Annotated in this window: 15 protein-coding genes and 1 pseudogene; 6 read left to right on the top strand and 10 right to left on the bottom strand. The window is 58.4% G+C overall.

The window, feature by feature from the left end; translation table 11 throughout:
• Nucleotides 1-290 precede the first annotated feature (290 nt).
• From BRA1253DRAFT_RS14545 to BRA1253DRAFT_RS14535, 3 genes are all read right to left on the bottom strand, one after another.
• Nucleotides 291-521, bottom strand: coding sequence for a hypothetical protein (locus BRA1253DRAFT_RS14545; protein ID WP_007595374.1), 231 nt, complete (start codon nucleotides 519-521; stop codon nucleotides 291-293).
• A gap of 27 nt (nucleotides 522-548) precedes the next feature.
• Entirely contained in the window at nucleotides 549-842 is a 294-nt protein-coding gene (locus BRA1253DRAFT_RS41465; RefSeq protein WP_007595373.1) for a hypothetical protein, read from the bottom strand.
• A gap of 985 nt (nucleotides 843-1,827) precedes the next feature.
• Nucleotides 1,828-2,415: a phasin family protein gene (locus tag BRA1253DRAFT_RS14535; RefSeq protein WP_007595372.1), complete on the bottom strand. Its 588-nt coding sequence runs from the start codon at nucleotides 2,413-2,415 to the stop codon at nucleotides 1,828-1,830.
• A gap of 301 nt (nucleotides 2,416-2,716) precedes the next feature.
• Between BRA1253DRAFT_RS14535 and BRA1253DRAFT_RS45215 the strand changes: the two are divergent.
• Nucleotides 2,717-2,888: pseudogene (locus BRA1253DRAFT_RS45215) on the top strand (autotransporter outer membrane beta-barrel domain-containing protein); the annotation flags it as partial.
• A gap of 105 nt (nucleotides 2,889-2,993) precedes the next feature.
• Here BRA1253DRAFT_RS45215 and BRA1253DRAFT_RS14530 read toward each other — a convergent pair.
• Entirely contained in the window at nucleotides 2,994-4,784 is a 1,791-nt protein-coding gene (locus tag BRA1253DRAFT_RS14530; RefSeq protein WP_007595371.1) for an adenylate/guanylate cyclase domain-containing protein, read from the bottom strand.
• A gap of 275 nt (nucleotides 4,785-5,059) precedes the next feature.
• Here BRA1253DRAFT_RS14530 and BRA1253DRAFT_RS14525 point away from each other — a divergent pair, with 275 nt between their 5' ends.
• The 3 genes from BRA1253DRAFT_RS14525 (at nucleotide 5,060) to BRA1253DRAFT_RS14510 (ending at nucleotide 8,085) form a co-directional block, all read left to right on the top strand.
• Nucleotides 5,060-5,548 (top strand): lipocalin-like domain-containing protein, encoded by a 489-nt coding sequence (locus BRA1253DRAFT_RS14525; protein WP_007595370.1) that lies wholly within the window; start codon nucleotides 5,060-5,062, stop codon nucleotides 5,546-5,548.
• Nucleotides 5,549-5,838: 290 nt separating this feature from the next.
• Nucleotides 5,839-6,753 carry an amidohydrolase gene (locus tag BRA1253DRAFT_RS14520; protein ID WP_007595369.1) on the top strand — a complete coding sequence of 305 codons (915 nt, stop codon included), beginning with the start codon at nucleotides 5,839-5,841 and terminating at the stop codon, nucleotides 6,751-6,753.
• A gap of 1,035 nt (nucleotides 6,754-7,788) precedes the next feature.
• Nucleotides 7,789-8,085: a hypothetical protein gene (locus tag BRA1253DRAFT_RS14510; protein ID WP_245285915.1), complete on the top strand. Its 297-nt coding sequence runs from the start codon at nucleotides 7,789-7,791 to the stop codon at nucleotides 8,083-8,085.
• A gap of 685 nt (nucleotides 8,086-8,770) precedes the next feature.
• Here BRA1253DRAFT_RS14510 and BRA1253DRAFT_RS43560 read toward each other — a convergent pair.
• Complete coding sequence (locus tag BRA1253DRAFT_RS43560) at nucleotides 8,771-9,052, bottom strand: hypothetical protein (protein WP_157158590.1); 282 nt, start codon at nucleotides 9,050-9,052, stop codon at nucleotides 8,771-8,773.
• 1,404 nt (nucleotides 9,053-10,456) lie between these two features.
• On the opposite strand from BRA1253DRAFT_RS43560, the gene BRA1253DRAFT_RS14495 reads away from it, so the two are divergent.
• A complete protein-coding gene (locus BRA1253DRAFT_RS14495; protein ID WP_007595348.1) occupies nucleotides 10,457-10,672 on the top strand; it encodes a hypothetical protein in 216 nt (71 codons plus the stop codon).
• 298 nt (nucleotides 10,673-10,970) lie between these two features.
• Here the strand turns inward: BRA1253DRAFT_RS14495 and BRA1253DRAFT_RS14490 are convergent, their stop codons facing one another.
• On the bottom strand, nucleotides 10,971-11,237 hold the full coding sequence (locus BRA1253DRAFT_RS14490) for a hypothetical protein (protein WP_007595347.1): 267 nt from the start codon (nucleotides 11,235-11,237) through the stop codon (nucleotides 10,971-10,973).
• A gap of 800 nt (nucleotides 11,238-12,037) precedes the next feature.
• Nucleotides 12,038-12,775, bottom strand: a complete 738-nt coding sequence (locus tag BRA1253DRAFT_RS14480; protein ID WP_007595343.1) for a metallophosphoesterase — start codon at nucleotides 12,773-12,775, stop codon at nucleotides 12,038-12,040.
• Between the two features lie 592 nt (nucleotides 12,776-13,367).
• Here BRA1253DRAFT_RS14480 and BRA1253DRAFT_RS14475 point away from each other — a divergent pair.
• Entirely contained in the window at nucleotides 13,368-14,798 is a 1,431-nt protein-coding gene (locus BRA1253DRAFT_RS14475; RefSeq protein WP_007595341.1) for an undecaprenyl-phosphate glucose phosphotransferase, read from the top strand.
• A gap of 503 nt (nucleotides 14,799-15,301) precedes the next feature.
• On the opposite strand, the gene BRA1253DRAFT_RS14470 is transcribed toward BRA1253DRAFT_RS14475, so the two are convergent.
• The 3 genes from BRA1253DRAFT_RS14470 to BRA1253DRAFT_RS14460 form a co-directional block, all read right to left on the bottom strand.
• A complete protein-coding gene (locus tag BRA1253DRAFT_RS14470) occupies nucleotides 15,302-15,595 on the bottom strand; it encodes a hypothetical protein (RefSeq protein ID WP_007595339.1) in 294 nt (97 codons plus the stop codon).
• A 632-nt stretch (nucleotides 15,596-16,227) separates the two neighbouring features.
• On the bottom strand, nucleotides 16,228-16,917 hold the full coding sequence (locus BRA1253DRAFT_RS14465; RefSeq protein ID WP_157158589.1) for a hypothetical protein: 690 nt from the start codon (nucleotides 16,915-16,917) through the stop codon (nucleotides 16,228-16,230).
• A 26-nt stretch (nucleotides 16,918-16,943) separates the two neighbouring features.
• On the bottom strand, nucleotides 16,944-18,248 hold the full coding sequence (locus BRA1253DRAFT_RS14460) for a hypothetical protein (protein ID WP_157158588.1): 1,305 nt from the start codon (nucleotides 18,246-18,248) through the stop codon (nucleotides 16,944-16,946).
• Nucleotides 18,249-18,373: the final 125 nt, after the last annotated feature.

Below are 18,373 nucleotides of genomic sequence, written 5' to 3'. Positions count from 1 at the left end.
ATCATCGTTGCCGCATGCAATGCCGATCCTTATCCTGAGCAGGATGCGGCCATCGCTGCGCTAGGAGCGCATTTCGGTCTCACGCTCGATCGCCACCGCTGCTTCCCCTACGGCCGCTAAGGAGCCTGACAAGTATCGCTGCTTGGAGCGATGTCGGCTCATGGCCCGAAGGCGAAGATCGCCATCGTGTCCGGCACGTCGGCAGTCGGGGCCAGAGCGGACATCGAGAAGACGCGGGCAAAATCGACGCGAATGGCCCAACTCCGACTCCGCCGAACGATTGCGTTGATTTACGCGACGCGATCCTTGTCGGACTGTTCCTCGACTGCCGTCACGGTTTCTTCGAATCCCTTTTCGTAATTGCCCGCAAACCTTTCGATGCTGTCGGCCCACATCCTCAGAATTGAGACCTGAAAATGCATGATTGGCTTCAAGGCAATCATACCGATTTCTGTCGCTGCGGTTGTGCGCTTTTGGGCGTCGCGCGCGAAACGGCCTGAATTAGAGATGTTGTCTACCATGGCTGCTTGCTCCTTCTGCTCGGGTGATTAAGCCCAAAGCGACCTGCCAGGTTGTGCACTACGTGATGCTAACCCCTCGGCTAAAGCCTGATCTGCGGCGAGTCTCGCATGTCGGTCGTCATGCAGTTCGTCCAGCTTTTTCAGGTAAGCGACCGCTGCTATCTGCAAGAGATCGAAATCATATTCGCCAGCATCGCGAAGATTGGTGACGTAGCGAAAGAGGGCGGATCGCCTGTTATCGTTCTCACTAATACCACTATGGCGCAGCAAGTAGTTCCGCCAGGCGAACGCACATGCGCCTTCTATGGCTTGAGAAGTCATGGGCACCTCCCGAAGGTCAGAGAAAGACTGATGAGCCGTTTCGTTCCGCGAAGTTCTCCGATGTAATGCTGTTCCGTAGGTGCGCCGCAAGGTGTTTCGCGAAGAGGTCAGTGCTGTGGTAGTGGCGGTGTGCACGTCATCGTGCGCTCTGTTGCGCCTAAAGCCGGCGATCTCCTTGTCGATTTTAAACGCAAATGACAAGGTCAAAGAACCTACCGCTCGCGCGGCGTTAACGTCGCAATGCGATGGCTTCCGGATTGATCACGAAGTCAGCCCCATCTCGGCTTGAACGAAAGGAGAGGACACGCAACTTTGGGCGGAGCGGGGGATTTACGCCGTGGACATCGATCATGATGACTTCCTCGTTAATGAGGTTGGCCATTCTCAAGCCGATAACCTTCCGAACCTGCGTCGGCTTTCAGACGATTGGAGACGTAGCGCCCAAACGCGCCCGCGCGGTAACCCGGATTGGATCAGCAACACCGTTCGGAATGATTTCTGGTATTGGCCCTTTTCGTCCGCGCTAGACGCTTGGCTCGACCTCGGCTCTCGGGGCAATCCGGACGTTATCGGCGCTGGTTCAAATCGACATTCATGACCCGGAGCGGAACTCAGAGCCGAATTGGATTGACGCCAATGGGCGCTACAGATCAGGTGTTAGACCAGTCGTCCGGCCCTACGTGCTTCGCCCTCGCGACCTTGTGTTGTGGAATTCCTGAGCATGACTTGCCCCGGGAATTCTGAGCGACAGAGCTCGATCAGCGGTCCTCTAACATCGGCGCAGCTCGTCGCCTCAAGCCGATTCGGGACCTTGTCCATCTCCCGGATGGTCTCGCGGATCACCGCGAAGGCTGACCGACCTTGCCGTGAATTTCGTGACGGGACATCTAAATATGACCAGTGCCCTCGAACGCCTCCCGACTTAAGGTCAACGAGCAGATCAGCGGCCGGGATTTTCGGCCGCTGATCTTCGCTCGAATTAAAATCAGGCTGCTCGCTTCATGGTCTCGGTCATGTGTGTTGCGGCGTCATCCACCGCCTTCACCGAAACGTCAGCAATCCGGCGACTGCTCTGTAGCGTACGCTCCAAACTTTCCCGCAGCAAATCAGTCTGCATCGCCGCAAAGTCGTGAGGCGTTCGGCACTGCCAAAGTTCGCTCATTCCTTTCATGCTCCTCTCGATCTGATATCGCGCAAGCTCAAGGCACTCTCGAGAAGCATCGTTCAGACCTTTGCTCATTGCTGTGGCCGAATAGAGGATGCTCTCAGCGTTCCGGGCAGATCTCTTGGTCGCATCCTGAGCTTCATCTCCAGACACACCAAGGGCTCTGCCCATGTGATCTGCTGAACGCCCCATCATCGCCGTCATCATATCCAGGCCAAAGCGCCACGTGTTCTGGAACATCTCTGCATTCTGCTGTACAAGATTGGCGCCTGTCTTCACTACTTGCTCGTTTGTCTCAGCCGCGGCCAATCCGATGCGCCGGGTCTGCTCAGTTGCTCTCTCGGCAGCGCGAGAAGCTTTATCCTCTGGATTATGGGTAGCCCTGTTCTCGTGGCGTTCGTGGGCCATTGTCCTTCTCCATCTCTCACGGGCATTTTCGGGGTGCTTTGCGGCTCCCCAATCAGAGCTGCATCCTAAGCAAAAAAAACGTGGTCAGTTTACGTCCGTTCCGGAAGGAATGAGATTTCACGTGCGGCTCGGCCGAGCGTGGAGCACCAATGGATCCGTGGAGTTGGTTACCCAACCGGTGCGATGGACCATTGCCTCAAGTGGATAGGCGCGCTGCCGTGCCACAGTCAGGAGAACTGACGTTTCGCACCTAGGCTCCAATCGGGCGCGTACTGCTGACCAACCGCGAGCACAGCGCCATGGACGCCAGTTTCAGACGCTGCCGGGGACGAGATTTGTGGTCAACGGCGGACGGCAGGCGGCTGCTGACCGGGTGCGCCGAAATGAAATGGATCACCGGCTGGTCTACGGCCGCAACCTTCGAAGGGGAGTTCTCCAACGTGACGCGCAGCTACGCCCGATATGCTTGGTAACGTCGCGACTTCCGCTGTTGACCCATAGCGCCAGTTGCGAAGTGCAGCGACATGTCCGGACGCAGGCGAGGACCGGAAGTCGGTCGCTCAGCGGGAAACCGGACATCATCCCTCCGGCACCTCCGCCAGCCGCAGGCCCTGATACACACGCTCGCGTTTGGCGAGGTAAATTGGGTTATCGCTGCAAGCTCCATCTCGGAAGCGGCGGATGGTGAAGCTTGGAACCAGCGCAAATATCGCCTTTGCAGCAGCTTTCGCCTCGTCCAGCGAGCCAAGCAACGCGAGCGCGGCAGCCAACCCGAAATGTGCGTTCACGTCATTTCGATTGGCCTCGATGCTGCGGCGGAACCAGCAGATTGCTTCAGCATCCTCGTTAAGCTGCAGCTTGGCAAAGCCGGCTATCATGAGCCATCGATGGCCGAAGATATCACGAGGAGACAGGCGAAGTGCTTCGTTGATATGAGCCACCGTCTGCGCTCCGCGCCCCATGTACAACTTAGCGCCGCCGATTTGCGCGTGAGCCTCAGCCAAATTGTGATCCAACGTCAACGCCCTCTCGAACTCAGCGATCCCCTGAGCCGCGCGGTTCGTGCACATTAATGCGCAGCCCAAAGCCAAGTGTGCGTAAGCATGGTTGGGCGCGAGGCACAGCGCCCTTATTGAGGTCGCCTCGGCCACTGCGTAATGCTCGCTCGTGGCGTCATCCAAGTAGCTCGCTCCAAGCATCAGATCGGCGCCAGCCATCCACACCATCGCGTCGACATTCTTGGGGTCGAGGGTCACCGCCCGTTCAAAAATCGCGCGCGCTTGTGGCACACCCTCCAACGTCCACCCCTTGTGCAACAAAGCTTTGCCTCGGAAATACAAGTCCATCGAATTGGGCTGCGGAGATCGCTCTGATCGCCTGGCCTCTTGTTCAGTGAGTTGGGCGTCCAGTGTGTTGGCGAGGCGCGATACGATCTCGTCTTGCATATCAAAAAGATCGGCGACGGGTTTGTCAAAGCGGTCGGCCCATAGATGCGCGCTGGTTTCCGCGTCCACGAGCTGAACGTTTACGCGAAGTCGATCGCCGGCTCCCTGCATAGAACCCTTTAGCACGTACCGAACATTCAGTTCGCGGCCAATCTGCTTGAGATCGATCGCTTTGCCCTTGTACGCGAATGCGGTGTGTCGGCCGATAACGAACGAGCCGGAGATGCGCGACAAATCTGTGGTCAAACTCTCGGTCACGCCATCGACAAAGTAGTCCTGCCCAGGATCGTCACTGAGGTTAGCGAAGGGCAACACAATGATGGAAAGGCGGGGCGGTGAAAGTGCGCTTGATCCCGCCCCCGGAGATAGCGCCGCCGTGCCGAACCCATCCAGAACCACAGCATAAGCTCGAACCGGACGGCCGATGTTTTTGAGGTTCTGTTCACCAATATCGGCGAACCTGTCGCCAAACTTGCCCTGGACCTGATCGTAGACAGCCGAAGAGATGCAGATGCCGCCGGGTGCTGCGACGCTCTCAAGCCGTGCGGCGATATTCACCCCATCGCCAAAGATGTCGTGGGGCTCGACGATGACGTCACCAATATTAATGCCCACTCGAAAAGCGATGCGCCTGTCTTCCGGGGCGCCGGCGGTAAGTTCGCGAACGCGCGCTTGGAATACCATCGCAGCCCGAAGAGCTTCGACGGCACTCGGAAACTCTGCGAGAAACCCGTCGCCGGTATTCTTGACGATCCGGCCGCTGTGTTCGGCGATTGTTGGATCAACAGCCTCCGCCAAGAGAACTGTCAGTTTGGTATGCGTGGTCTCTTCGTCATGGTGCATGAGCCTCGAATAGCCAGCCACATCGGCGGCCAATATAGCCGCCAACCTCCGTTCGATCCGTCCTAGCCGCTCCTGTGCCATGACCCGCGATCCAATCTGAATGCCATTCTACGCCGGATCGGAAGGAATGCCCACCCGGACCGACAATCGGTTATTGGCCCTAAGAAGAGCGGTTCAGCCTCCCTGACGTCCGCTGTCGCTGGATAAACCGGACGCCGAGCTGCGCGTGGCTCGCCAGCTGCTTTTGACCCACAGCAGACCTTCCCGGACCCCTCGCTCTGGCGGATTTCCTCTCTCACAGCTAGCCTTGGCATTTTTTTGAACGCACCCGGTCATCTGCTGAGAGGGAGGAAGATATGGTACTTCTCCGTGTGCTCGCTGCTGCTATTGTATGGGTCTGTTTTCAAGCTGGATTTGCCCTTGCGGAGGATACAGCGGGGCAACTCGCAGGTAGTTGGAAGCTAAGCTCATGGACAATTCAGATTATCGGTGGAGAGGCGACTGAGCCTTTCGGTCCCAATCCCAAAGGCAGGGCGGTCTTCGCGGCAGACGGATACGTGACATTCGTCATCGTGGCGGCAAATCGCAAACCGGCAACGAGCAATGAGGAGTCGGCAGTCCTTCTGAAGTCACTCCTCGCCTACTCCGGAAAATTTATGATCGAAGGAGACAAGTTTACGACCAAAGTTGATATATCGGGAAATGAGCTTTTGACCGGACAGGACCAAATACGATTCTTCAAGCTGGAAGGAGATAAGCTGACCATTCGAACGGCGGAACAAGTCAGCTCCGTTTTTCCCGGAAAGAGAGTGGTAGGAAGCCTGACTTGGGAACGCGAGCGCTAATAGCGCTGGGGTGGCACCTGTGTTCTGCTCCGCCCCGCGTCGATCAGGCATGAACTAAGAAACGACGACTTCCGTTATCGGACCAACGGAGCCAATATGCGCCGCAGGAAAGCTGCGATGCCAATCACCCTTTGAACCTTTATAGTCGCAACTTTGATTTACATTCATCAATGCGAGCAAATTCGCAGCGCTTGGATAGCGCGGGCTTCGGCCGCCACCGCGCGTGACAACATTAAGCAGTCAAGGAGGTTGAATGCTTTCACGTCGTCGTCTCCTCACCGGCAACCGTCGTGACCGGTGTCGCGCTGTCAGTTCATCCGGCCACGACATTTGCGCAGCCAAAACGGGTGATCGTCGATTCGCAGGTTCACCTCTGGCCGGCGAGCACTCCGGAGCGACCTTGGCTACCCGGTGCCAAGCCGCAGCTTCCCGAGCCCTTCACCATCGAGCGGGTCATACCGCTGATGGACGAGGCCGGCGTCGATCGCGTCGTCATCGTTCCGCCGGCATCACTCGAAGGCGAGCGCGTCGACTATGCCCAAGAGGCCGTCAAACGGTATCCGAACCGCTTCGCGATCATGGCGCGTGTGACCCTCAACAAGCCCGAGGGCGCAGCGCGGCTTGCGACGTGGCGCGACCAGCCCGGCGTTCTGGGCGTGAGATTGAACTTCGGGCCCGACGAAGCCGCGTGGCTGACTAACGGGACCGCGGACTGGTTCTGGCCGGCCGCGCAGAAGGCTCGTTTGCCTGTGATGTTTCTCACATCGGGCCAGACGTCGCTGTTCGCACGTATCGCCGAGCGACACCCCGGCCTTACGCTTATCCTCGACCACATGGGCGTCGGCGCGGGTCTTCGCCCTCGTGCTGATTCATCACAATCCGGGAAAAACAACCAAGTGGCGGAAGCTATTGCCGAGGCGGCCGAGCTCGCAAAATACCCGAACGTTTCGGTGAAGCTGTCCTCGGTGCCACTGATCTCGACCGAGTCCTATCCATTCCGCGATACCATTCCGCATATTCAGCGCCTTTTCGACGCGTATGGACCGGAGCGCTGCTATTGGGGCACCGATATTACCAATTCGTTCGCCCGGGCCACCTATCGGCAGCGCGTGACGCAATTTACGGAGGAGCTTCCATTCCTCACCGAAAGCGACAAGGACTGGGTCATGGGTCGGGCGATCTTGGCGCGGCTTCGCTGGGCATGAGCTAACCTTGCGGCGATGCGCGAGTCTGCTGTTGGCCCTTCAGCGACCTCGGCAGACGTCCGCTTTCCCGCCGCTGGTAGGGGGTGAGCGGACATAAGGCGGCCAGCTGCTTAATGAGTACACAGACTAGGAGGGTCCTGCTGCCAGTTAAATTCGGCGACTGTTCGCGATTCCTCGCCGTGCGCAGACGCCGCCCCTGCACTGGCGGTGATCCACAGGCGATGCTTGCGCTATTCCCGCCGCGGCATGCGGCACGGATCCGTAGCCCGCACATCGCCTGTTTCGTCCAGCCGTTTGCACGCAAATTCCCTGTTCACTACCGATAAATTCCCTGTTCGGATTCGGCGGATCGCGCCCCGGATGCGCTGAATTTCAAGGCAAATGTTCGCATTTCCATGGGATAGCGGCCTCACCGCAGGCGCGCTTTCCCTGTAAAATTCCCTGTTCGCAGGGGAATTCGGACCGCATGTTGGCGCAGAGCGAAATGACAACCATCCAGTCGCGCACGAGCGTCCATTGCACGTCCCAGGAGAGATGGCCCGCGATTGGGACCACCCCTGAGACTAGTCAAATTGGGCCATCGGGTCTGTTCGCTTTCGCACTCGCGCGAGAGCCGGACCAGGGAGTCCTGATCGTCTCCCATGATGGTGCGTGCATCCGAACCGCCGATGAAATGGCGGCGGTCGTCGGATTGAACCTAACGATATGAGTTGGCGCGTCCGCGCCATTTGCCTGGACGAAAGCCACCGGGATCTCCTGTTGTCGCGTTGCGAATACAGCTCTTGGCTGCACTGCCGCGAACCCCGCAGCTGCGGGGCGAGACACCGGCTCGACCTGTGCGCCCGGTCGAATGAGTAACGCCTCCCAAATGCAGAGGAATGCCAGTCCTTTCTGCGGCAATGTTGTTGCTCATCTTGCGGCCAAATTTGTGGTGCAATCGATAACTGGGAACTTCAAGCGAGCGAGCGGGCGGCCCGGCACCGGCTCTCGCCCAAAAGCGACAAATCAAAGCCAAATGCATGAAGGGGCACGGCAATGAATCATGGCGAAAGAACGCCCATTGATCGCCGCACCGGTTACGCTAGAGCCAAAGCCGAACGGTCGATGCCAACAACTCTGCAGGAACACCTTGAACAGGTTGAGCGCGACATCGAATTATACGCAGAGTTTGATAAGGCCGAGAAAGCTCGGTTCAATCGCGAGTCTTACTTATGGACGGCAGAAGAACGCATCGAGTGGCAGGAGACACAATCTGACAATGCCAAAAGAGTTCGTGAATTGCTCGAACAGCGCGGCGCCTTGCGCCGGCAGCGACCAGTAAAGTGGCTGTGAAGCGGAGAGTTGAAACTGTCATTCTAAGTACTTCCGCCATCTTTAATCCGACGGGTCGCCTCGCCACTTTTCTGCACATGACATGTTGGTATTTGGGTTGCAGCGGGATTATGTTTTGCGGGCGTCCGCCGCAAGTTTTTTGGCCTTCTCGTTCTCCACCTGCTCTTCGACGAACATGAGGATCCTGCGGCGAGTAGCTTCGTATCACATGCTGAAAACCGCAGCATCCAAAGGCCTTCGATAGTGTTCGGCCGGGCTAAAGCCGCAAGCGTGATAGGGCTCCGCGAGCTCACAATCGAGGTGCGCGATCGAGGCGTGTGGCTGCTCGGCGCCAGTTCTCCGGGCAACAGTTCGCCGCCGCTCACGACATGCCGACCCGTGCTGCGTTTTCGCGGGTGAAGCGAATGACCGATTAAGGCTTCTGTCGTGTCGCCCGCCCGCGCCAGATCGATTTTCGTCTGTGAAATAGCCTGTGCGGACCGTAGTCTCTTCAGCCCTCAACACGCGGAGTCTAAGGCTCTGAAGTTCGGCAAGCTCGGAACGGGCGCATCGCAATGCTGTCTCAGCAAAATTGCGTGATTATACGCCGCAGCAGGTTTACTCGTTGCACGCCCCTAGAAATATACGTTGATCAAAAAAGCGGCAACAACATGCAATAGAAATACAACCTATGAGGTTACAATAGTCAAGATGCGCCGCGGCGACGTGCGTGAACCACCTCGAAAAGAACTTCAGCAGCACCGCGCTCTTTGGCGAAATTCTGTAGGCGGCGGCCAGTGCAGTTGACCCAAATCACGACGATGGCGGCCGTTACGGTGACTGGGTTTGCGCACTCAAGCGCGACCGGAGCGGCCGAGGGCAATCGCGGCACCGGAAGGAACTTCCTGCGTCTGTGGTGGATTTGCTGTTCAAACAAAGGGAGATCATCCATGATCAGAAAATCTGCACTCGTGGCACTTGCATGCATTGCTCTGTCCTCACCGGCCTTCGCGCAAGGAGGTGGCGGAGCAGGAGGAGCCGCTGGCGGTGGCAGCGCGGGGGCGGCGGCGAGTTCCGGCGCTGGCACCGGCACCTCAACGAGCAGCACTAATTCCGGAGCCTCAGCTCCCTCAGGCATGGGAACGCAGGACACCACGATTGGCGCCAGCCACAGCAATGCATCGCAGAACAATCCGAACGTCCAGCCGCCGACGCCAAACGGAACATCGCCGACCGCTGCACAGGCGGAGCGAAATAGCGGCGTAGGTCATGCCGCCAACGGGTTGCCGATCGGTAGTCCCGGTACGGGCACCAGCAACGAAGACCAAAAATAGCGCTTCCCTGAGACTAACGCCCGCAAGTTTTGTGGGCCTCTTTCGCGCGCATGCGGCGCGCACTCCGAACCGCGACTGGTGAGGAGCCTTGAAAGTAGGTAGGCAAGACGCTCCTGCATTGATGGGCACCTCCAACTCTATGGCCCGCCGAATGGCGGCAGCGAGATTCTTGAGCGGCAGACTTGAAGTGTTAGCCCGCCCAAGGGAAATGTCTTGGAAGGAGCGAGATCGGGTAGGAAAGCGATGGCGTCTCGACGCAAACTCGGATCACTTGTTCGGCCGATCGCTCATGCGTAGGCTCGTGTAGTCGCCCTTTTGCTTTGGCGCTTTTGCTGCGCGAGGCCCGCTTGCGGCCTTCTGTCTCTGCTTGGCATGGTTGAGACGAGTCTCATCTGCAATGGCCGTCGACAGACAGAGCTCATAATAGACGCTCCGTCCCGGGCGGCCACGCTTGGCCTTCAGCTTGCCACGGACGGCTTGCATGTCCTTTGACGCTTCGGGCGAACAGTCCGTGAAGCGTCGCCTCGTGCGGGTGTAGCTTGGTCGTTCGCCTGTCAAGCTTAACCTCAATCGGCTGCTCCAAAAATCTCGTAAGCTTCGACGGCCGCGGGAAGTGGGCGCTCTTCGGCCGGCCGCGCCGCTGAGGCTGTGGCCGGACTCCAAAGTGCGTTGCTTTAGGCGGCTTGCCGTAGCCGACCTCGTACGGACGTTCCTCGTGCTGCTTCGCAAGTTTGCGGCGGTCGGTGCCACCGCTCTCATCAGCTTCCATCATCTCAACTCCACTTCGGCATCAGCGCCTCGGAGTGAGAGGTCTTGCAGCAGAAAGCCACGAAGACGCCACACGCCCAGGCGCGACAATCGCGCATCTAAAGGCTTGATGACACTTTTTATTTTGACTTGGTTAGTTGGGATCAGCGCCGAATTTGCTTCATTTGCCCTGCTAATTCCCGTTCGGGCGTTCGCCTAAGATGATCGATGGTCGCCCGGCGCGCGCACCACTCCGTTTGAAGCGCTCCGAATAGATCGGACAGTCTGCGGCCGGTGTGTTAAAGGCGGGGATGAAAAAATTCATTTTGGCGACGCTGCTCATTACGACGCCGGCATTGGCGCAGACCGAACCGCCAGCTCCGAAGGCCCCATTGACCGATCGCGAACGGGTTCAGGCCGATCGTGCGCAGGCCGCCACGCAGGAGAAGGACGCCCCAACAGCGCGCCCTTGGGACAGAGGGACGGACGGCAAGCGGCCCTGGGAGCGGGGCGCGTCGCCGAAGTAGCGGCCCTCGCGGCAATCGGCGGTCCTTCCTGACGGAGCGAAGTCTTATTTGCCTGGCCCGCTGGCGGTGTTCGGCTTGTGCCCGACCCTGCAGCGCGAGCTGCATGACCAGCTCAAGGCCATCATTCAAAGCCAACACTCAAGGCCAGGGTCAAATACAAGGCTCAAGGCCAAGACGCGCATTCGTGCGCGAGCGCATTCTCAATGGGATCCAAACGAAAAACCGCCGCCGCTGGTTCCCAGTCGTGCGGCGGTTCATTATCGGAGCGCAGCTCGGCTCTTGCCAAGCGCGCACATATCTAGCGGACGTACCAATATCCCCACCAACGCTGGGACACGGGCCGCGCTTCCGCCTTCATGGCCGCGACGTCCTCGACGGAGCGTAGCTGCGGGCCATAGATCGCGGGCGGATAGACGTCATCCCACAACACGACCCCGGTTCGGATATAGGCGGCGTGATGATGTGGCGGAACGAGTGTGAGCTCCGCGGCAGGGGCGGCAGTCGTGGTCAAAGCGAGGCCAAGGGCAGAAAGAGCAATGAATGTACCGGGAGCGCGAAAGTTCATTGGATTGAATCCCTCTCAAAATGCGGCGTGAAAATAATGCGACGGCTTCGGAATGGTTGCAAGTGTCTTCCTGAGCGTCGGCTCATTCCCGAGGGGGATAGTTCGCAACCGAACCGGCTTGAGCAACGCCGCCTTGGAGGCCGTCCGCGCCACTTGCGAAAGCTTGCGCCTCGACGGGCAGAAAGAATGCCGGAGCACCGCTGCTCCCCGACAGAGCAGGCCTGAACAATCTTTCGGCGTCCTCAATCATCGCGAACCATGATGTCGACACACTGCGTGCTCTTGATGGGCATCGCACCATCCAGGACGGTTTCCATGGCTTCTGGATTGTTGGCGTCGTCCCCGGACCTCAACCTTCCGCCATTCCGACAAGCGTTTCGGTCTCATGGGTTCGCGTGACGGGATCTCGTTCGGATAAGACGTCAAAAGAAGGTACAAGGGCATGACCAAGGCGAGGAAGGATGCTCCGAGGCGCTACATCGTAGATGGAGCCGGACAGCGTGTCCTGGTCGGGCTGACGAGTTCGGAAACCGTCGAGTTCGAGAGGCTGGATAGTCCGGAAGGGTCTCTGGGAGGCCCTTCTTTGCTCCAGGAGCACCTTCGCCTTGGTCAGAACAACAGCGATGAGCGCTGGTTGGAACTTTACCTCAAGCACGAGCGGGCCTGGAGCGTTTGGATGGCGGAAAGCCGAGCACGCTCGCATTCGCTGTGCATGCTCAATTAGGTGTCGGTTGGAGGCATATTCGCCCCTCCTCGTAGAGCTCGCCCCGGCCGATCGACAGCAGGCGAATGCGGATCGTTCACACCGCGAGCATTCGGCTTCCCTGGATGCTCATCAGCGTGAGATTGCCCGTCGCATAGGCGCCTGTGTCGATGTTGGCGCGATTGTTTCGCACGTCGGCGCTCCGCACCGGCGTGTGACCGTGCACGATATATTTCCCGAAATGCTTCTCGCTCTCCAGGAACTCCGCGCGAATCCACAAAAGATCGTTTTCCTGCTGTTCGGACAACCCCACGCCCGGTCGGACGCCCGCATGCACGAAGAAGAAATCCCCGCACGTAAAGCTCAGCCGCAGATTGTCCAGAAATTCCAGATGTTCAGTCGGCATTGCGCGAATCAAATCGCGCAAGATCGATGTTGGCTCATCGCGCTTCAGATCTGCCGGAGCGAGTCCATAGGACATCAATGTCTGGGTTCCGCCGACGGCAATCCAATCCTCGAACAGTGAAGGGTCTTCGAGCACCTCCACCAGAAATGCCTCGTGATTACCCTTGAGGAAGACCGCATTTCCTCGGCGACTCCGCTCGACTAGGATGTCGAGGGTGGCGCGCGTGTCCGGACCACGATCGATGTAATCGCCCATGAAGACCTCGATCGCATAGTGCGGGCGGCTGCGAGCCATGTCGGCGTCGATGACCCGCAACATGGGCTGCAGCAGATGCGCACAGCCGTGGATATCCGAGATCGCATAGATGCGAACCCCCTCGGGCAAGTGCGGCTTTTGGATTGGCCGACGTCGTCGGGCGAGAGATATCATGGCGCACAATCGATCAGGTGGTCGACAAAATCTCCCCAAGTCGCCGCACCTGAGAACTCTCCATCTGACGCGAACAGTGTGCGGTGGATAGAGTGACGTCCTCATTCTCCGGTGATCACGCCAAAAGAAGGGCGGAATTCTTTTGTGTGGTCCGCCGGACAACAGGGCCGTGGAAACTGCATTACTGAAGTGCACCGCGCGGCAAAGATGCATGCCTAATGCAAAGCCGGGGTACATCCGTAGATAGATATCCGCCGGAGTTCGCGCAAATGACTCCAGTAGCAGTCTCGCAACACGATGGAAACGTCGCAAAGATGAGCGGACACCGCTCGCGCGACCATTGAAGCATCGTGTTGGAATGTGGAACTTGGTTCAGAACAGGGCAACGCGTCACCGATATGTCAGCACTGTGACGAGAGCTTTGAGCGCCACAAATTCGATGCGCATTTTCGACGCGACGCATATCCGGGCATCGTAAATTTGCGTGCGGCGCCACACAATCGCTGCGATCACTTAACACCCTCTGCTTGGGAAGCGGCAAATCTTCAGCATCACAATGACCGCCAGGCACCCTCCACACTTCGAGGATCGAATGGTTGTTGCAGCTTATAGCTCTGAAAGCGCTTATGCGGTGTACTCCGCACGGGGCACGGCTCTTCAGAGGCCTTTTCAGCTTTTCGTTATCGCGGCCGACCTTTTGCAGATTTTGCTCTGCTACGCGCTAGCGTCGGAGCTTTATAACCTCGCCACGCCGTCATCCAGAGACGGAGCGCCCATCGGCGCCGGATTGATCGTCAGCACAGTGTTTGTTGTGATCGCCTATTCGCAGGGTGTGTATGCAACGCACCGTCTGCTAAATCTGGTCTGGCAATTGCGCAAAGCGGTGATCATCTGGCTGGTGTCACTGACAATCCTTGCGGTCGCGGCGTTTCTATTGAAATCGTCGGACAATCTGTCCCGCGGCACGTTCCTCATCTTTACCGGCGTTGGCGGTGTTGGGCTGCTCAGCCTGCGCTTTGCGTGGCAGTGGGCGCTCCAGACGAGCTTTGCCAAGGGCCGATTGGTCGACCGCAAGGTTGCCCTACTCAGTCTGAAGCCGCTTGATTTCACCTCGAGCCGTTTCAAGGACCTGCGCAAGAATGGGTTCGACGTGGTGCGCCATTTCGTGCTTCCCGCTAATAACGATGGGAACGGTTGGGAGAGGCAAATCCGCGATGTCATCCACCAAGCCCGTGCAGCAGATGTGCAGGAGTACCTGCTGGCGGTTGACTGGAACGAGCTACCGTTGTTGCAGCAACTCGAACTGCACTTGCGCGCCGTGCCACAGCCGATCCGGCTATTGCCGGATAATTCGATCGCCGATCTGGTATCGCGCCCGTTTTTGCCGGTCAGCGGCACGGTGGCAATTGAGATTCAACGGCCACCACTCAGCGTGTTTGAACGTCTCCAGAAGCGCTGCCTCGACATCGGTCTGGCCTTGTTTTCGCTCGTGGCCTTGGCGCCGGTGCTGATCACGGTTTCCATTCTAATCAAGCTGGATTCGCCCGGGAGCGTGATCTTTCGACAGTCGCGCCGCGGCTTCAACGGCAAGCCGTTCGACATTTGGAAATTTCGCAGCATGAACGTGTGCGAGGATGGTCACTCGATTACTCAGGCGACCAAGCGGGACGCCCGCGTCACGAGGATGGGGCGCTTCCTTCGCATGACCAGCATTGACGAGTTGCCCCAGCTCTGGAACGTGCTGCGAGGCGACATGTCGTTGGTCGGACCACGCCCACATGCGCTTGCCCACGACAACTATTATGACGAGATCATCAGCAATTATGTATACCGCCATCACATGAAGCCAGGCCTGACAGGCTGGGCCCAGGTTAACGGCTTTCGGGGCGAAACGCCGACCATCGACCTGATGGAAAAGCGGGTAGAATATGACGTTTGGTATGTAAGGAATTGGAGCATTTGGCTCGACCTGAAAATCATGGCGCGCACGGCGGCTACCGTCATTTCCCAAGAGGCCTACTAGGTCAGCGCAGCGGCTTTGGCGGCTGGGGCCGTGGACTCATTAGCGCTGAGCTAGCTGTGGATTGAGGCAAGCAGGCTCAGCGGAGAAGTTGCGTGTGAGCTTGTCGAAGCGGTCTGGTCGTCGGAACTGTTTACGCTTGCAGAAGAAGCGTTCGGTTTAGGTTGCCCTGACGGCACATCGCAGACCCGCAGATTGGATGTTGGGCTGAGCAACATTGCTCCCGATCGGATCGACCACGGCATTGCTGTCCTCGCCGGCGACGACCCTCGTGTGCGTAGGCGGGCCGGCGAGAGGTTGAGGTACTGCGCTTGGATCCGAGGCCTGTGAGCGCGAGAGCGGCAATCTCATGGACCAGCCATCTTGATCCACAACAGCGTGGATTTTTACACCAGTCCTCCACGAGAGCGGCCAATTGCGTGATCTATCAGCCGCCACTCCGCCTCGGTCAGACTCTCGCGCGCCATCGCAATGCTCCTTTTGGAGCTCGCGCCAATCACCGACCTTCAGGTTTTATGCCTCCCGCGCATCTTGTTCCACAGCCCCACGATGGCCTTTCTCAGTGCGAGCAGCCGGGGCATCAGGACGAAGAAAACTCCCGTTGCAAGTAATCCGAGAGCGTGGCGAAGGGAGAATTGTTCGTTGTGATCGAGCTGGTCTTGATGCTTTTCGATCGGGACCGGCGCCAAGATTGTTCCTGATCTGTTGAGGCGCGATCGCGACCCGCGGGGAGGAACCACGATGAGCACGAATAAAACGTTGAGCAGCAGCCAGATGCTTACTATGGCAAGTACCGTCATCCAATCCCACCGAAATGCAAGCTCAAATATGGGGCTAAATTAACCTTAGAAACCTCGGAACGGAAAGGCGCATAGCGCGCCTGGAGCGTAGATCGGCTCGTTCCGGCCAATGACGTCCCAAGATACTCTATCTCAATCACCTCACGGCTGCCTTCATCAATCCGTGCAAAATCGGCTACGACAGTGAGGGGCGTTTGTGGACTCCGTACGAACTACGGTCGGCGCTGGAGCCATGGATCGCGCGAGCGCTATGCCACAACGAAGCTCGCGTAGAACCGCTCGACATTCGAGGCGCAGCAGATGAGTCGGAAAGATGATCGAGCGGCAGCTCTCGGAGTGTCTTGCGCAACGGCGCTCGGCTCCCGCACTGCCATGAACCCCGTCTGGATGGGCATGACAATATGTCGGGCTACGGTGGAAATCGTACGTATAGCGCAGGAGAACTGATTATGAAAGGCAAACGCGCAGCGACGCGCCACGCACAACGGTTTGCCTGAACGATGGACGACCTGAAGCTGTGACGAAGCGGTAAACTCGGGCATCACCCCAGATCGGATCTGGTGAGGTTGAGAAGACCTGGTCAACTAGGTTCGGGCGACTGCAGCGAAGCGCGCCCACTAAACGCCACGAGGTCAACCGCGCAGTGTCGCTAGGAAGGACGAATCGATCGATCCAACGGCATCTTCCAGGAAAGTCTTGCCCAGTTTTGATGCCCGCCGATAAGCGGACACGAGTGCTGATCTCGACCCGGGTCGGCGAATTAGGATGAGCCGAACGTCACTGCGTACGAGGTCCTTGACGTCCGGAAGGGCGAGTGCGTCGAAGCGGGTCGCCATGTCGATCCGCGCCGGCATCAATCGCGCGTCGTTTGGTGCGACGAAATATGCCATCTTCAGGGCCTCGACCACGACCGGATCGTGCGGGTCGCGCTGGACCTGAAGCAGCGCCAGCGCCAGCCATAGTTCAGGATTGTAAGGAGACATCGACAGCGTTCGCCGGACCCGGCTGAGAGCGTCGGTATGCGCTATGGATCGCAGGATCGTGGCCCTTTGCCGACCGGACTCAATTGTCTGCAGCGCGGCGATCAAGGCATGATTGCTCTCCAGCTCCGATCCAAACGGCGGGCGCGTTTCCAGCAATGAGGGCGCGTCTCCAGTCCACCGCGCCCCAATCTCGGCCGCATCTGTAGGAAATGTCGTCCGACCCAGCGCCGTCACCTCCGTTACGGCCGACACAATCGCATAGGATCCGACCGTCAAGGTCAACGCCATCAAAAGAATGCGAAATGTGCTCGATGAATTCATTTTCGATGCATTGTTCATACAAAGCCAATGTTACGGCGCGCGCGTCATTCCGCCGAGCGGTCGGCGCCACTGGTCCGTCCTACCGATTGTGCAAGTCCAACTCCGACCATCACCGCCACGATCGCCTGAATCGTGGGGTTTGAGAGGCTTGAATCAAGAAAGCTCTCGCAGAGCGCGACGACGACGACGGCCGCCGCGGCGGCGGCGAAAAAGGAATCGCGTCCTCGCCGAACGGCGCCGCGAAAGCTAACGAGGAAGAACTGGGCGGCGAAGGCTGCCAGGATGGCGCTCGCCAATCTTCCTGCCTCGACAGCCATCAAGACTGCGGTGGAAGGAGGATCTGCCAGAGCAGCGCCGAACTCCCGATAGGCTATCGAAGTCAGCCTAAAGGTTCCGAGACCATTCCCCCACGTCGGTGCATCAGAGAGCAGGTGCTTTGCCGGCGTAATTGCTTCCGGGGGAAGGCTGACGAATCCAAGGAGGCCCAAGCCGCCGGATAGAGAGTGCGGCACAACCATCGCGCTGGCGATTGCTGCAAGGCCCGAGAACAACAGCGCCGAAGGCCAAAACCGAAATCCCAAGCGTCGCACAGCGGCTATGAAAACAAGGACCATCAATCCGCAGCCAGTAACCGCCACCAATGTGTGTTGTTCGAGGGCCATAAGTGCGGCGAGCGCTACGGTAATTCCCAACAAGCCCCAGAAAACGCCGACCCACAGTTGGGGCGAGGCCAGATTGCGGATGTCCTGCTGGTGCAGGTGGCGTTCGACGGCCCGGGCGACGAGTGCGCCATTTATCAACATTGCAAGAGCGGCTGCTGCCGGAAACAGATTCGTCGCCGCGCCTGTCTGGGGAATGAATCCAGCGAATGAATCGAGCTGGCTGAGTAGGAACTCGACTGATATGAGGGTCGTCACTGCGCTCAATACGTACAGGATCGTTTCGGCCGTGCGGCGATCCCTGGTGATGACGACAGTCGACACCAGGAGCGACACATTGACCAGATAGAGGAACAGGCTTTGCAACGTTGCGCCCGGATCAACGCTGATGCGGCCCGGCAACGATGGTTGATTCAACGCGATCGAAGTCGCCGACCAGATTGGGTTCGCAAGCGATGACATTGGAAAGATTTGCAACGTCATCCAGACGACCGGAAGCAAGAATATGAGGAGAAATTGCTTCAGCAATTGCGCGGCAGACGCGATTTGCGTCTCCGGACCTCTTGTTATCACGGCCACCATCACCGCAGTAGCAAGTGAAATCACATGCTGTGCGGAGGAGCCGCCTGTGATGGCCAAGATCGGAGTCGCGGCCAGCAATGCGATCAAAAGCCGGGACGCCACGAACAATCGGAGAACCGTGAGACGAGGAAGCGGGAATAGAGTGCAGCATTACACGAGTGGGACATTGATATGCGCCGCATGGCCAAGAAGGCGACGCCACCCTCGTCTCGGTGATTGCCACTATGACCCAT

It is taken from the genome of Bradyrhizobium sp. WSM1253, assembly GCF_000244935.1.
GTDB classification, from domain to species: domain Bacteria; phylum Pseudomonadota; class Alphaproteobacteria; order Rhizobiales; family Xanthobacteraceae; genus Bradyrhizobium; species Bradyrhizobium canariense.
The sequence above is the reverse complement of the archived record's forward strand: the minus strand, read 5'-3'. Positions and strand labels throughout refer to the sequence as shown.

Excerpts from the sequence above, each read along its gene's own strand:
- BRA1253DRAFT_RS14545 (WP_007595374.1), bottom strand. The coding sequence starts at position 521 with ATGGTAGACAACATCTCTAATTCAGGCCGTTTCGCGCGCGACGCCCAA.
- BRA1253DRAFT_RS41465 (WP_007595373.1), bottom strand. The coding sequence starts at position 842 with ATGACTTCTCAAGCCATAGAAGGCGCATGTGCGTTCGCCTGGCGGAAC.
- BRA1253DRAFT_RS14535 (WP_007595372.1), bottom strand. The coding sequence starts at position 2,415 with ATGGCCCACGAACGCCACGAGAACAGGGCTACCCATAATCCAGAGGAT.
- BRA1253DRAFT_RS14530 (WP_007595371.1), bottom strand. The coding sequence starts at position 4,784 with ATGGCACAGGAGCGGCTAGGACGGATCGAACGGAGGTTGGCGGCTATA.
- BRA1253DRAFT_RS14525 (WP_007595370.1), top strand. The coding sequence starts at position 5,060 with ATGGTACTTCTCCGTGTGCTCGCTGCTGCTATTGTATGGGTCTGTTTT.
- BRA1253DRAFT_RS14510 (WP_245285915.1), top strand. The coding sequence starts at position 7,789 with ATGAATCATGGCGAAAGAACGCCCATTGATCGCCGCACCGGTTACGCT.
- BRA1253DRAFT_RS43560 (WP_157158590.1), bottom strand. The coding sequence starts at position 9,052 with ATGCATGCAAGTGCCACGAGTGCAGATTTTCTGATCATGGATGATCTC.
- BRA1253DRAFT_RS14495 (WP_007595348.1), top strand. The coding sequence starts at position 10,457 with ATGAAAAAATTCATTTTGGCGACGCTGCTCATTACGACGCCGGCATTG.
- BRA1253DRAFT_RS14490 (WP_007595347.1), bottom strand. The coding sequence starts at position 11,237 with ATGAACTTTCGCGCTCCCGGTACATTCATTGCTCTTTCTGCCCTTGGC.
- BRA1253DRAFT_RS14480 (WP_007595343.1), bottom strand. The coding sequence starts at position 12,775 with ATGATATCTCTCGCCCGACGACGTCGGCCAATCCAAAAGCCGCACTTG.
- BRA1253DRAFT_RS14475 (WP_007595341.1), top strand. The coding sequence starts at position 13,368 with ATGGTTGTTGCAGCTTATAGCTCTGAAAGCGCTTATGCGGTGTACTCC.
- BRA1253DRAFT_RS14470 (WP_007595339.1), bottom strand. The coding sequence starts at position 15,595 with ATGACGGTACTTGCCATAGTAAGCATCTGGCTGCTGCTCAACGTTTTA.
- BRA1253DRAFT_RS14465 (WP_157158589.1), bottom strand. The coding sequence starts at position 16,917 with ATGAACAATGCATCGAAAATGAATTCATCGAGCACATTTCGCATTCTT.